This is a genomic window from Janthinobacterium sp. GW823-FHT06H09, assembly GCF_058794735.1.
The window spans coordinates 190597-204140 of the sequence record NZ_JBXAHC010000006.1; the positions used below are offsets into that span (position 1 = coordinate 190597).

Below are 13544 nucleotides of genomic sequence, written 5' to 3' on the forward strand. Positions count from 1 at the left end.
CCATGGTCAACGTCTTGGCGCCGCGATTCAATGTGGTGCGGGTTGCTATGGGCCATAGCGACTTTTGCCTTTCCCCGCTCCGCGCGCGCGCGGCCTACGCTGGCGGCATGCTAGTCATTGAACAAAAACCCGACGAAATAATCGCCGAACTGGCCGTGCCCGAATCCGAGCCGCGCCGAGCCGCGCGCGCCCTGTACTGGAAGGGCTGGCGCATTTCATCCATCGCCCGCCACCTGGGGATCAAGCGCAGCACGATCAATAGCTGGAAGCTGCGCGACGAATGGGACAAGGCCCAGGCCATCGAGCACGTGGAAGCGTCGGCCGAGCTGCGTCTCGTAAAACTGATCGAAAAAGAGGTCAAGAGCGGCAGCGATTACAAGGAAATCGATTTACTCGCCCGCACCATCGTGCAGATGGCGCGCGTGCGCCGCTACGAGCAGCCGGGCGGTAACGAGGTGGACCTCAACCCCAAGCTGGCGAACCGCAACGCCGGGCCGAAGAAAAAGCCGACCCGCAACGATTTCAGCGAAGAACAGAAAATCGAGCTGCTCGACGCCTTCCAGGATTCGCTGTTCGATTACCAGAAGGTCTGGTATCGCAACGGCGACCAGCGCACGCGCGCCATCCTCAAGTCCCGCCAGATCGGCGCGACCTGGTACTTCGCGCGCGAGGCGCTGGCCGATGCCATGGCGACGGGCCGCAACCAGATCTTCCTGTCCGCGTCCAAGAGCCAGGCGCACGTCTTCAAGCAATACATCGTGCAATTCGCGCGCGAGGCGGCCGGCATCGAGTTGACGGGCGACCCCATCGTGCTGCCGAACGGCGCGCACCTGTATTTCCTCGGGACGAACGCGCGCACGGCGCAGGGCTACCACGGCAATTTTTACTTCGATGAATTTTTCTGGACGCAGAACTTCCAGGAACTCAACAAGGTGGCCTCGGGCATGGCCATTCACAAGAAGTGGCGCAAGACGTATTTTTCCACGCCATCCTCGACCACGCACCAGGCTTACCCGTTCTGGACGGGTGAGCTGTTCAACAAGCGCCGCGCCAAGGTGGATCAAGTCAACATCGACGTGGGCCACGCCCGCCTCTCGTCGGGTTTTACGGGCGAGGACAAGATCTGGCGCCAGATCGTCACCATCCTGGACGCCGAGCGCGGCGGCTGCAACCTGTTCGACATCGACGAGCTGCGCAACTTCGAATACAGCCCGGACCAGTTCGACAACCTGCTGATGTGCAACTTTATTGACGACTCGGCCTCGGTCTTCCCGCTGGCCGAGCTGCAGCGCTGCATGGTCGATTCCTGGCTCGAGTGGGACGACTACAAGCCGTTGCTGGGCCTGCGCCCGTTCGGCAACCGGCCCGTGTGGATCGGCTACGACCCGGCCTTGAACGGCGACAGCGCCGGCTGCGTGGTGCTGGCGCCGCCCATGACGGCCGGCGGCAAGTTCCGCATCCTGGAGCGCCACCAGTGGCGCGGGCAGAGTTTCGAAGACCACGCCGACGCCATCCGCCAGATGACGCAGCGCTACAACGTCGAATACATCGGCATCGATACCACGGGTATGGGCATCGGCGTGCTGCCCATCGTGCGCGGCTTCTTCCCGGCCGTCACGGCCCTGAACTACTCGCCGGAAGTGAAAACCCGCATGGTGCTAAAAGCCAAAAACATCATCAGCAAGGGCCGGCTGGAATTCGACGCCGGCTGGACCGACATCGCGCAGTCCTTCATGGCCATCCACAAGACCCTCACCCCCAGCGGGCGGCACGTGACCTATGTCGCCGGCCGCAGCGATGAAACCGGCCACGCCGATCTGGCGTGGGCCTGCATGCACGCCCTCGATCACGAGCCCTTCGAAGGCACCACCGACAACCACCACTCTTTCATGGAGATTTATTCTTGAGCAAAGCACGACACTTGCGCGGCCGGCAGGCCCAGGGCGCATCATCCACAGCGGCCACGGCCACGGCCACGGCCACGGCCACGGCGCCGGCCGCCGCCGACATCGAGGCGTTTTCCTTCGGCGACCCGACGCCCGTGCTCGAGCACGCCGATATCCTCGATTGCTTCGAATGCTGGAAGAACGGCCACTGGTACGAGCCGCCCGTCAACCTGGCCGGCCTGGCCAAGTCGTTCAATGCCGGCGTGCACCACAGCAGCGCGATCCACTTCAAGGCCAACGTGCTGACGTCGACCTTGATGCCGACGAAATACCTGTCGCGCGATGGCTTCAAGCGCATGGCCCTGGACTATCTGACCTTCGGCAACGCCTACCTGGAAGACCGGCCCAGCCGCAGCGGCAAGGCGCTGGCGTACCAGCATGCGCTGGCCAAGTACATGCGGCGCGGCGTCGATCTGGATACCTATTATTTCGTGAACGGCTACCAAGCCGTGCATGAATTCGACAAGGGCCGCGTGTTTCACCTGATGGAGCCGGACGTGAATCAGGAGCTGTACGGCGTGCCGCAGTACTTGAGCGCCCTGCAATCGGCCTGGCTCAACGAGGCTGCCACCTTGTTCCGTCGCAAATACTACAAGAACGGTTCGCACGCCGGCTTCGTGTTCTACATGACGGACGCGGCGGCGAACACCCAGGACGTGGACAACCTGCGCCAGGCCATGCGCGACAGCAAGGGGCCGGGCAACTTCCGCAACCTGTTCATGTACGCGCCGAACGGCAAGAAGGACGGCATCCAGATTCTGCCCGTGTCGGACGTGGCCGCCAAGGACGAGTTTTTCAACATCAAGAGCGTCACGCGCGACGACCAGCTGGCCGCGCACCGCGTGCCGCCCCAGCTCATGGGCATCCTGCCGAACAATGCCGGCGGCTTCGGCGCCGTCGAACCGGCCGCGCGCGTTTTCGCCCGTAACGAGCTGGTGCCGCTGCAGGCGCAGTTCGAAGCAATCAACGAGTGGGCCGGCGTGGAAGTGGTGCGCTTCGCCCCGTACGACTTGGCCACGGGCGGGGAGGGCGCGGCATGAGCGACCACATCGACAACACGGACAAGATCATCTTTGCCGAGGTGGCGCGCGGCCTGGCCGCCGTGCGCGGACGGCCCGCCCTGGTGGCGCATGGCTGCTGCCACTACTGCGACGAGGCGCTGGCGCCCGGCCTGCCGTTCTGCAACGTCGATTGCCGCGACGACTACGAGAAGGAGCAAGCCGCCAAGGCCCGCGCCGGCCGCACAGGATGACCGTCACGCCGCGATAGCCGGCAGGGCGGGGCCGCGACAGTCCAGCCGCGCCAGAGCGCCCCAGCCACCGCACAAGCCGCCCACGAGGCGGCTTTTTCACGTCCCGACGATTGGCATTGCCTTGGAAGCAAGAAAAAGTCCCATTTCGGCCCGGCGCGCGCAGTTGTCCCCCCTCCACACCTGCCAGCTATATAGGGCTCTTTTGACTCAAATGTGCGCCATGGCCGAAGGCGCATGAGGACTGGCGCGGCGGGGCGAAGAGGGGCCATGCGATTTGACGCATTTTGACGCACTTTGAGCGGCTTTTCGTGCAGGTGGTGTTGCGACGTGGGTACGGTGTTGTTTTCGCGCTGTGCCGCCTTCTGGTGCGCTTCTGGCCCATGCACTGGTGTCCCTGTTGTGAGGAGCATTCATCTTTAAGCTCTCAAGTGATTGCCGGGTATTGCGACCTCAAGAACTCTTGATATACTGTATGTATGTACAGTATTTTACTTGGGTGTCACAATGATTGTTAAAATGTTAAAGATGCGCCTTGCTGGGGTGGAAGTGCCCAAGCGCCGGCTGCATGATCGCTATAACTCGGCACGGCCCGGCAAGTTGGAAGTCGTTGAAACGACAGACCAGGGCTTGCACCGTTTGGTGAAGCTGGCTCGCTTCACTTACGGCGAGAGCGGAAACTACGTTGACACACTGTTCGATGTGAATTTGCTTTGGTATCGGGATGGGCGCATGGTGTTGTCAGGGTTTGAGCGCAGCAAGAAAGATATGCAATTTTGCGACTATGCGCAGTCCTGGCTGTGTTTTGTCGGGACGGAGCCGCCGCCCATGCCGGAAGGCAGGTAGAATAATTTGCATGTGCGCCGACTATACCCCCAGCCGTAGCGATCAGATCGAACAGCATTTTGCTGTCCGCTCCCCTCAATTTGATCTGCCGCCGGAAGCTTGGCCCGGTTACATGGCGCCGATCATCCGCGCTTCGCATGAGGTGCCCGGTGAGCTGGAAGTCGCGCCGGCATGTTTCGGGATGGTTCCGCATTGGGCCGATATGAAGCTGGCGCGCCAGACCTATAACGCCCGCACCGAAACCGTGGCGCAGAAGCCGTCCTTCCGCAATGCCTGGAAGCGCAAACAATTTTGCATTATTCCTGCGGATAATTTCTTCGAACCTTGCTATGAGACTGGAAGGCCGATCCGCTGGCGCATCGAGCGCGCTGATGGCATGCCGGCTGCCATCGCGGGTATATGGGAATTTCGGCCGCAAGATTTGCTGCTGTCGTTCTCGATGCTGACGATAAATGCCGATGGCCACCCGCTCATGCAGCGTTTCCACAAGCCGGATGAAGAAAAACGGATGGTGATGATTCTCGACCCGGACCAGTATCATGGCTGGCTCGATGGTTCCCTTGTGACTGAAGCGGATTTGTTCCAGCAGTATCCAGCGGAACGCCTCGTAGCTGTCGCTGATCCGCTTCCCCAACGTGCAAAAAAATAGGCGAGAATTCGATTTATTGAAAACAGCGGTTTTTAATTTGGAATGATGCAGCTGATTGTGGATGTTGTTATTTCTTCGAACTCACCATTTTATAGTAATTAATTATTATTAGATTTTTATTGAGGGGGAAGGCTTTGATGAATCAAAAAAAATTAGAAAAATTTCTTTCTGGGAATAGAATAACTGAAAAGGAGTGGGAGGATAGTTGTTTGAAATGGGAGGAATTGGAACTAATTGGCGTAAATTACGAAATAGAAATTCCTCATCTGGAAGCTGTTGCTACACTGCTGGCAAATATTATTCAAAAATTCAATGCGGTACATTCTGTTCGTTGGCGAGTAAAAAACAAAGATCACCTATTAGCAAAGATTGTGCGAAAACGCGCTGAGAAAAGTAAAAAGTACGCCGATATATCAGTTGAAAATTATGATGGCATAATTACAGATTTGATTGGCATTAGGGCGATACATTTATTTAAATCTGATTTTGTTGAGATCAATCGTGCAATATCTGAGTCATTTTCTATAGTTGAACCTTCAGTTGTTTACATGCGCACTGGGGATGATGAACAGTTTATTGAAGAATGTAGGAAGATTGGCTTTTTAGTGGAAATGCATCCCAAAGGATATCGTTCAATACACTACGTCATTGCAACAAAGCCTTTCAAAAAAGAGATTTGTGTGGAATTGCAAGTACGGACTATATTTGAAGAAGGCTGGAGTGAAATAGATCATCTTGTGCGTTACCCAAATTATTCTGATGATGCCCAACTGGCATACCTTCTTACTATTTTTAATAGGATTTCTGGAAACGCTGATGAAATGGGTGGATTTGTCAGATTTTTTGCAACAGAATCGAAAGAGGAAAAAATCCGGTTGGAAAATGTTGAGCGTGAAAGAGATGACGCACTTGCGAAGGCTCAAGCCTTACTTGAACAACTTGAGGCGGCAAAAGGAAATTCTGTTGGTGCTGAACAGATAGCCGAGTTGAAAAATGAATTGCATAAACTTAAGACTGTACCAATCAAAACAAAATCGGTAACGTCACCCAATAGCTTTATCAATATGCTGAGCTTGGTTGGCATATCTGGAGAGACTACAACCAATCTGAAGGCATACATTAAGGCTCTGGATGAGCACACCAGTACTCAGGCTTTAGCGAAAGCAGCGGAAGAGCATATCAGCACACAGGCACTAGCGAAGGCAGCGGAAGAGTATATCGGTACACAGGCTTTAAAGAAGGCAGTTGAAGAGCATATCGGTACACAAGCTCTAAGAAAGGCAGCAGTAGAACATAACAGTGTTCAGGCGGCCTTGAAGGCTATAGAAGCTCAAGCTGGGCTCAAATAGGTGGCAAGTTGTGTAGCATATTGACATATTAACATATTGACATATTGATATGTTAAGGTTGCCATAAAAGCAAAAAGACTATTCTTCGAATGGCCTTTTTTCTTACCCATCGGATACCATGCGGCGCAACTTTTGGCATGGCTTTGAATTAAGGTGGGTCTCGTTCGTAGGAGAAACACGCTGTTGTATCGTCAGTGTATCGGCACGGAGCGATGATCGAAGTGCTGTGCGCTAGGCTATGGTGTGAGGGTTATGAATAGAAAAAAAGGCTGTCATTTTGTTGTCATTCCTAGGCTAAAACAGCCCAAAAACAACCCAAATAATGACAGCCTTCTTCTTGCTAACTACTTGATTCTAAACAATTCAGTGGCGGAGACGGTGGGAATCGAACCCACGGCATCAGGAATCGTAATCTTGAGCTCAAACGTGCCCACATCGTTAGTTTAGGTGATCGGTGCGTCGCCATGCACTTTCCAGTTTTCGATTAACCATGCGGATACGTTAGCTTGGCTTCGCTTGTCTGACGGTAGGTAGCGATGAATCAGCCGTTCAGCCTTTTTAGCAATCACTGCGCTACCGCTTCCATGTTCGTTAGCGAATTTATTGATGAAGTAAAGAACTTCATACCATTCGCCGCGATTCAGCAGGACGCTGTCCGGAATATTGCGCAAGGCCGGGTTATCGCCACCCGTAGTTCCAGGTGGATATCTGAACTGCAGATCGCTCTTCTTAAGAGGGCTAATACGGTGATCGACTGCCATGAGTATTCTTCTGTGATGTCCGTCGCCAAACGGTTGTTTAGCTCAACAGTACTGAGCGGTATCTTGAGGCGCATTAATGAAAATGCAAGTACATCAACAAAGAAAACATGCATTACCCAAGCTTGGCAGCCATATTCTCGGCACTCTCGTTGTAATAGACCTGGAGCATACGCAAATCCCTGTGGCCGACCATGCGCGCCAGGTCCAGCACGTTCAATTTTTTTGCCAACTGCGTGATGGCTGCATGCCGGCTGTCGTGGAAGGTCAGTCCCTCGATGCAGGATCGTTCGCGCGCTTTGCGGAACAGGGCATCGAGCGAGGCCGTGGTAATGCCGAACAAGGGCGCCTCGCCCGAGTCCGGCAGCAGCGCCAGGAGTTCCAGCGCGCGCGTCGATAGGGGCACATCGCGTCGCACGCCGTTTTTATTGATCGAGGCGGGGAGGCGGGCGACGGCGCCGTCAACCCAGGCGGGCATCAGCCCGCAAATTTCCCCGGCCCGCATGGCCGTCTCGATGGCGAAGAGGTAGGCGACCGCCACGGCCTGGCTCTTCGTCGTCACCGGCTCGTCGGCAAAGCCAAGTGCGTTGCACAGGCGCTCGATTTCATCATCGGTTGGAATGCGTTCGCGTGCGGCGGCAGGCTTGGGGCGGCGCACGTCGCTGGTCGGACTGTCCGCAAGCCATTTCCATTCCTTGCGTGCAGTCGTAAAGACGTGGGAAAGCAAGTTCAGCTCACGATTCACGGTGGCGCCACTGACCTTGCTTTCCCCGGTCATGCGCTGATCGCGCCAGGTGCCGAGCAGTTCAGGTGTCACGTTGGCCAGTTTTATATCTCTAATTTTCTCGCCGCCAATGACCACTTCGCCGATGGCATTGAGGCGCAGGCGCTCCCATCGCTCGCTACGCTTGTGGATCGAGACTTCTTCCAGATACCTGTCGAATGCGTCGCCGCAGCTTTTCCCGATGACGATGCCACTGTCGGCGCCGCGCCGGATTTCGGTTTCGCGTTCCGACGCCCAGGCCGCAGCCTCGGCCTTGGTGCTGAATGTTTTAGATTCCCGAGTGCCGTGGATGGCGATCTCTGCTCGCCAACCGCCAACCCGTTTCCTGAATGAAGCCATGCATCCCTCTCGTTGAGGCGTAATCATGGCGTAAATTTGGCGTAATCGCTACTGGTTTTTGTCGGTTTTAATCTGGATTAAGCCGAATGCCTGGACGTAAAAAAAGCCACTAACCCGTTGATTTTATTGGGTTTAATGGCTTTTTTGATGTTTCTGAATTCTGTGCGCTGGTGCCCGGAGCCGGAATCGAACCGGCACGCCCTTACAGGCGGGAGATTTTAAGTCTCCAGTGTCTACCAGTTTCACCATCCGGGCAGCGCGGCGAGATTCTAGCACAAGTGATATCGATAGCGCCATGTTGCGCCGCATTTGCGCCAGTCTTGTTGCTCGAGTTACTTCGTCAGATCGGTGCGTGGCTAGGCGGCCTGCCATGCGTGTCGTCGCGCCAAAAAACGAAGCTCGGCAAACGCTCTCGGCGCGCCACCGTGCGCGCGATTTTTGTCGCACGCTTATCTGTCAGCGGCTGCGGATATTGGATGACGTGAACGGCACACCGGTCTGACGGATAAGCTGGCAACAACTCGGCTGCAAAAAGCCCGGCGGCTTTTAAGAGCCGACAGGTGTCACTCTCATCGTGGAGTGGAGAGTCATCTCCCGCCAGGCGCCGGACAGATGTGGAACACTTATCAACACCTAATGCGCGTCGTAATTTGCGGTCTGCGATGCTTATTGGCTCAGCGCCCCAGTACCTTGGTACAGTTGCGCTTCTCAAGTCGACGGTGGCACCTAGCCTTCTTTCCGCTCGCCAGGGTTTGTCAGGCGTTGTTAAGCTTGCCTACTTACATCATACAAAATCAGCTTGCAAAAGGAGGGCAACTATAGGATAGATAGCCATAGATTTTCACGGCCGCAAGGTCAATGCAAAGAGGACGCCCAAAAATTAGCACCTCCGTCTCATGCGAGGCAGATGGATTATTGCGGGCCTTGGGCAAGGTGCTCAAGCATTTCTCGCAGTCGTGCGGCCAGATCCTTGTCGTCACTGCCCGCAAGACTTGAATCACGCGTCCCGCACGCCGGAACGCTTCCCTAATTTCTTGTTTGAAAGTTGTCATGCAAAAAAAAGTCGCTAGTACCGAACCGCACACCATTACTGCTTCTGAGGCCGGACGTGCATTGAATGCGGTCCCGCTGAGTCTTGATCTCAGTGTGCCGAAAGGATTGACATGGCTCGACGATACCCTGAGCGGCATTGATCTGTACGACAAGGGGTTTGTTCGCCGGCCTTCCTTGTTTTTCGATCCCAGCGCCACATCCAGCCTTGGATTGGGCACCTTGAAACATCCGTATTTCACGCAGGCCCAGTTAATGCTGGTAATCAATGGAAATATGTCCGGGCAGGTGCTGGGCTTGAAGCGGGGAACGACCTTGCGCGTGACGGGAACAATGGGGCTGCAACTGGATGTGTACGGTTCGCCTGGCAAGCCATTCACCATTTGTCCCTATGGCGATGCCGAAGCATTACCCATCATTACGAGTGGTGTGGTCGTCCTGAACTGGACGCTGGAGGACGGCGCAGCGAATATCTGGTCTTATCCCATGGGCGCCATCGAGCATGACTGCTGGCAAAATGAGGTGCGTCTGTGGAAGAAGACCTTTGCGGGCAGCGCCGCGGCAAGCCTGACCACGGAAGGCAGCAGTGCGTACGTGAACGGCATCTTGTACGTGCGCCCCTATGCCGGTGAGGATCCGCGTCTGGGGCAAATGGAGGTCTCGAGTAGCCAGCATGCCCTCATGATCAACTACTCGAACGTGCCACACACCGGGTACATCCATGTCTGCGGCGTCGAGGCGCGCAAGGCACGCAATGTCTCCATTTCGGTGGCGCCTCCGACGACTGGAGTGGTCGATGCCATCGTCAGCATCAACGATATCAGCCTGGTCGGTTGCCGCGCCACTCAGGCTGGCGCCGATGGTCCTGTGCTTGCCTCGGACGGCATCACTATGATTGGACTGTCAGATGCGATACGCCTGAAGGGGGGCTACGTGGCAGGGAACCGCATCGACGACGTGCTTAACAACGCGATCGAGTACAGCTGCACCTCCGGACTTATCGTTGAAAAGAATATCAGCAGCAATTGCGGCGGCAATTCAATCGTGGAGCTCTGGTCATCCAACGATAACAGCATTATCCGCTACAACTATGGCTATTACAGCACTACGCGCGACCGGCGCCAGCTTACCTATGCTTCCGGCGGTATTTGGTTCGCCAACAACTATCAAAGTGCCGGTAGCCTGGCCAATAGCGATGCCACGAACACCAGGAATTTCGATAACGTTGCGCATCACAATATGATTGTCTTGCCAGGACTTCGCGGCGTGCGCATATCGGGAGGGACGGGCTTGAATGTCTATCAAAACACCATCTATTACGATGAGGCGCTAACCGATCCCGCAGGCAAGCAGCAGTGTACGGCACTGTATATCGATGGGGCCGCAGCCGATGGCTTCGTCAATTTCAGCAACAACCTTGTATATTTTAAGCGCGATCCGCTGGTGGCGCGTTTCCCCCGCATGGTCAATCTGAACCCCGGAGCTGGCCGTCCGACGGGCGACCGGAATATTTATTTCACGGAAGGAAGCGGCATGAGCGGCGACGGTTTTTACACGGGAGCGGATGGAACGACGAACAATATCGTGACCTATAAGGCGCGTATGGCCACCAGCAATTTTGATCAAAATAGTATCTTTGGCCCGTATTTCATCGGTAGTAACGCGACCGTGGCCAGTATGGGGATGCATGACGAAAGCATGCGCATCGTGGCAGCCGGACACATCGGGAAGGCAGTGTCGACTATCGGCAGGCGATACTTTGACGGACAGCCTTACGCGCCCGACAATGCCACGATAGGCGCATTGGCAGGACGCTAAAGCGGAGTGGCCAACGGAGGGCCTGAAAGAATGCCGCTCAGCTGGCGCTGACGGCATTCCTCCGCGCGCGGTGCTCGCGCATGCATTCCCCGCAGCTATCAGAATGTCGCCTTGAACTGCACCCCATACGTGCGCGGTTCGTTGACGATGCCTGTCAGGTTGTCGAAATCGATCGCGCCCAGCGACTGGATCTGGTTGGTGATGTTGCGGCCGTACGCGGAGAGTTCGTATTTGTCCCATTTGTAGCCGACACGCAAACCGCCTTCGAGCAGTTCCTTGGCCTTGTATTCCTTCGCTTCATACAGGAAGAAGTTGTAGCTGGTGCGGTAGGCCCAGTCCGTGTAGGCGTAGAACTCGCCATTGGCGAGGGGAATGCTGTACTTTAATGTGAAGTTGGTTTGCCATTCCGGCGCGCGCGGCAGCGGGTTGCCGTCGATGTAGGCCGTGCCCTTGAACGGGCCCAGCGGGTCGGTCACGGTGCAGCCGCTGGCCGGGTTGTTTTGCGCGTTGCCGCAGCTTTGCACGAACAGCTTCTTGTCCTGGATTTCCGTATGGTTGTAGCTGCCGCCCAGGGTCATGCTGAGCGAATCGCTGAGGTTCGCCTGGAAATCGAGTTCCACGCCGCGGCCCGTGGCCTTGTCTGCGTTGATCAGCTGGTTCATGTTGACGGCGCCGCTGCCGGCCGTCAGTTGCTTGTCCTTCACGCGGTACTGGAATATGGCCAGGCTCAGGCGCGCGCGCTTGTCGAACAGGTCCTGCTTGATGCCCGCCTCGACGGACAGCGCTTTCTCGGCGCCGGCAAACGAAGGGCGGTCGGCCAGGCCGTTCAGGCGGCCCTGCATCGACGGCGCGCGGTAGCCGGTGGCGATGCGCGCGTAGGCATTCGTTGCCGGCGTCAATACATAGGTGCCGCTCAAGTCCCAGCTGACGTTGTGCGAGGTGTCGTGCAAGTCGAAGGGGCCGGCCGTGGTCGCCTCCACCCGCTTGGCGGAGAAATCCTTCTTGTCGGTCGTGTAGCGCAGGCCGGCGCGCAGTTTCAGGGCGTCAGAGACCGTGTAGTTGAGCGAGCCGAACGCCGCGTACGACTTCGAGCTCTGGTTTTGCGTGGCGTAGTTCGGGCTTTGCGGGTTGCCGGGCGCCAGACTGTTGAAGCCGATGCTGTCGATCTGGATATCTTCCTTGAAGTAGAACAGGCCGGCTATCCATTGCAGCGGGCCGCGGGCAGACGACTCGGCGCGGAATTCCTGCGAAATCTGCTTGTGCTTGGGGATCACGTCGGCCGTTTCCACGACGAACGGGATGAAGCCGGGACCCATCGGCGGCGCGGACACGGCGCCATAGCCGCCGTCGACGTCGGCGCGGCTGTAGAAATCGAGCTTTTCGTAGCCGGTGATCGAATGCAAGGTGACGCCGGGCAAGTCCCATTTCAGGCGCATGCTGGCGCCCTTGGTTTTCAGGTGCTGGCGGTTGATGCCGTCGGTCGGGTAGTTGTCGTAATCAAATCCGTCGACGAGGTCGTTCGTGCCCTGTTTCAGGATATTCGCGCGGAACAGGGTGGCCGTGCCGTCGAGATTGCGCGCGTGCACGTTGAACAGGGCCGTGAAGTCGCGCGTGGGCTTGACCAATACCTGCAGGCGGGCGGCGCTGTCTTCATAGCCTTCGAAGTCGCGCGTGCCGGTGGGGCGCGGGTTGTGCACGCGGTCGTCGCGGCGCTGCGTCTGGCCGGAAAAGCGCAGGGCGACCGTGTCGCTGACGGGCACGTTGAACGCGCCTTCCAGGTTCTTCATGCCATCCTTGCCGAAGCCGCCGCTCAGGTAGCCTTCCGTCTTGAAGACGGGCTTGGCGGAATCGAACTTGATCACGCCGGCTGGCGAGTTACGGCCGAACAAGGTGCCTTGCGGGCCGCGCAGCACTTCGACCTGATCCACGTCAAACACGGGAAAGCCCTTGAGCATGGCGTTTTCCTGCACTACGTCATCCATCACCAGGCCCACGGGCTGCGAGGCGTTCAGGTCGAAGTCGGTATTGCCCAGGCCGCGAATGTAGAAGCGGGGGAAGGTGCGGCCGTAATCCGATTCGACGGAGACGCTGGGCGAGCGGCTGTTGAGGAAGCGGATGTCGGCGCCGCCGGCCGTCAGCGTGTCGAGCTTGTCGCCTTTCAAGGTGGCGATGGACATGGGCACGTCCTTGATGTTTTCCGCGCGCCGCTGCGCCGTCACGATCACCGTTTCCAGCTGGCCAGGACCGGTCTGTGCCGCCGGGACGGCAGGCGCGTCGGCGGCTGGCGCCGGGACGCTATCCTGTGCCATCGCCTGCAGCGGAAAGGCGGCGCTGATTGCCAGGGCAATCAGGGTGTGGCGTACTGTGCTGGCATGCGGTGTCATCATGAAACGGCTCCTGTCGGTCAAGGTTGTTGGGGGCATGCAAGCTGGCGCTGGCCAGCTGAACGAAAAATCATGCTAGCACGGGAAATTTTGGTATTCATGCCATTTTCCAACGATGGCTATTCATATCCGTTTCGACTCAATACGCGAATAAAATCGTATTTGTCGTCACTATCTGGCGGGTGCATAGTGGAGTGCCGGCAGGCTTGTGCGGGAACAAAATAGGCTGGACAAGACGACGCGGTTTCCTGCGGCGGCGCAAAAAAGCATGCGCCATTTCGGCGTAGTAGCGGGATCCGGGGCGGCACAAATACAACAGTTGCCGCGGATTTTTTATGTGAGGGGCGTGTTGTTGCAACGCGACAGGGGAGG

General features: G+C 57.0%; 10 protein-coding genes and 1 tRNA gene. 7 read left to right on the plus strand and 4 right to left on the minus strand.

Features of this window, described 5'->3' with window-relative positions:
• The first annotated feature begins 107 nt into the window (after window positions 1-107).
• The 6 genes from AC1Q6X_RS12060 (at window position 108) to AC1Q6X_RS12085 (ending at window position 6039) form a co-directional block, all read left to right on the plus strand.
• The gene (locus AC1Q6X_RS12060) at window positions 108-1907 is read left to right on the plus strand and encodes a terminase ATPase subunit family protein (RefSeq protein ID WP_492497198.1); all 1800 of its coding nucleotides are present in this window, start codon (window positions 108-110) and stop codon (window positions 1905-1907) included.
• Entirely contained in the window at window positions 1904-2986 is a 1083-nt protein-coding gene (locus tag AC1Q6X_RS12065) for a phage portal protein (RefSeq protein WP_492497200.1), read from the plus strand. Before AC1Q6X_RS12060 ends, AC1Q6X_RS12065 begins: the two co-directional genes overlap by 4 nt.
• Window positions 2983-3198, plus strand: coding sequence for a hypothetical protein (locus tag AC1Q6X_RS12070; protein ID WP_492497202.1), 216 nt, complete (start codon window positions 2983-2985; stop codon window positions 3196-3198). Before AC1Q6X_RS12065 ends, AC1Q6X_RS12070 begins: the two co-directional genes overlap by 4 nt.
• Before the next feature lie 504 nt (window positions 3199-3702).
• Window positions 3703-4041: a hypothetical protein gene (locus tag AC1Q6X_RS12075; RefSeq protein WP_230503851.1), complete on the plus strand. Its 339-nt coding sequence runs from the start codon at window positions 3703-3705 to the stop codon at window positions 4039-4041.
• Window positions 4042-4051: 10 nt separating this feature from the next.
• Window positions 4052-4690 carry an SOS response-associated peptidase gene (locus tag AC1Q6X_RS12080; RefSeq protein ID WP_492497204.1) on the plus strand — a complete coding sequence of 213 codons (639 nt, stop codon included), beginning with the start codon at window positions 4052-4054 and terminating at the stop codon, window positions 4688-4690.
• Window positions 4691-4827: 137 nt separating this feature from the next.
• Complete coding sequence (locus tag AC1Q6X_RS12085) at window positions 4828-6039, plus strand: RelA/SpoT domain-containing protein (RefSeq protein WP_492497206.1); 1212 nt, start codon at window positions 4828-4830, stop codon at window positions 6037-6039.
• 443 nt (window positions 6040-6482) lie between these two features.
• Here AC1Q6X_RS12085 and AC1Q6X_RS12090 read toward each other — a convergent pair whose 3' ends face one another.
• The 3 genes from AC1Q6X_RS12090 to AC1Q6X_RS12100 all read right to left on the minus strand — a co-directional run bounded on the left by AC1Q6X_RS12090 (window position 6483) and on the right by AC1Q6X_RS12100 (window position 8175).
• The gene (locus tag AC1Q6X_RS12090) at window positions 6483-6800 is read right to left on the minus strand and encodes a hypothetical protein (protein ID WP_492497208.1); all 318 of its coding nucleotides are present in this window, start codon (window positions 6798-6800) and stop codon (window positions 6483-6485) included.
• A gap of 112 nt (window positions 6801-6912) precedes the next feature.
• The gene (locus AC1Q6X_RS12095; RefSeq protein ID WP_492497210.1) at window positions 6913-7920 is read right to left on the minus strand and encodes a tyrosine-type recombinase/integrase; all 1008 of its coding nucleotides are present in this window, start codon (window positions 7918-7920) and stop codon (window positions 6913-6915) included.
• A gap of 168 nt (window positions 7921-8088) precedes the next feature.
• Window positions 8089-8175 (minus strand) — tRNA-Leu (locus AC1Q6X_RS12100).
• Window positions 8176-8970: 795 nt separating this feature from the next.
• Here AC1Q6X_RS12100 and AC1Q6X_RS12105 point away from each other — a divergent pair.
• A complete protein-coding gene (locus AC1Q6X_RS12105; protein WP_492497212.1) occupies window positions 8971-10788 on the plus strand; it encodes a hypothetical protein in 1818 nt (605 codons plus the stop codon).
• A 98-nt stretch (window positions 10789-10886) separates the two neighbouring features.
• On the opposite strand, the gene AC1Q6X_RS12110 is transcribed toward AC1Q6X_RS12105, so the two are convergent.
• Window positions 10887-13172 (minus strand): TonB-dependent receptor, encoded by a 2286-nt coding sequence (locus AC1Q6X_RS12110; protein ID WP_492497453.1) that lies wholly within the window; start codon window positions 13170-13172, stop codon window positions 10887-10889.
• Window positions 13173-13544 lie beyond the last annotated feature (372 nt).

What these genes read in the sequence shown, in the direction of transcription:
- AC1Q6X_RS12090 (WP_492497208.1), bottom strand. Translation starts at nt 6,800, where the DNA reads ATGGCAGTCGATCACCGTATTAGCCCTCTTAAGAAGAGCGATCTGCAG.
- AC1Q6X_RS12085 (WP_492497206.1), top strand. Translation starts at nt 4,828, where the DNA reads ATGAATCAAAAAAAATTAGAAAAATTTCTTTCTGGGAATAGAATAACT.
- AC1Q6X_RS12060 (WP_492497198.1), top strand. Translation starts at nt 108, where the DNA reads ATGCTAGTCATTGAACAAAAACCCGACGAAATAATCGCCGAACTGGCC.
- AC1Q6X_RS12070 (WP_492497202.1), top strand. Translation starts at nt 2,983, where the DNA reads ATGAGCGACCACATCGACAACACGGACAAGATCATCTTTGCCGAGGTG.
- AC1Q6X_RS12080 (WP_492497204.1), top strand. Translation starts at nt 4,052, where the DNA reads ATGTGCGCCGACTATACCCCCAGCCGTAGCGATCAGATCGAACAGCAT.
- AC1Q6X_RS12105 (WP_492497212.1), top strand. Translation starts at nt 8,971, where the DNA reads ATGCAAAAAAAAGTCGCTAGTACCGAACCGCACACCATTACTGCTTCT.
- AC1Q6X_RS12075 (WP_230503851.1), top strand. Translation starts at nt 3,703, where the DNA reads ATGATTGTTAAAATGTTAAAGATGCGCCTTGCTGGGGTGGAAGTGCCC.
- AC1Q6X_RS12095 (WP_492497210.1), bottom strand. Translation starts at nt 7,920, where the DNA reads ATGGCTTCATTCAGGAAACGGGTTGGCGGTTGGCGAGCAGAGATCGCC.
- AC1Q6X_RS12110 (WP_492497453.1), bottom strand. Translation starts at nt 13,172, where the DNA reads ATGACACCGCATGCCAGCACAGTACGCCACACCCTGATTGCCCTGGCA.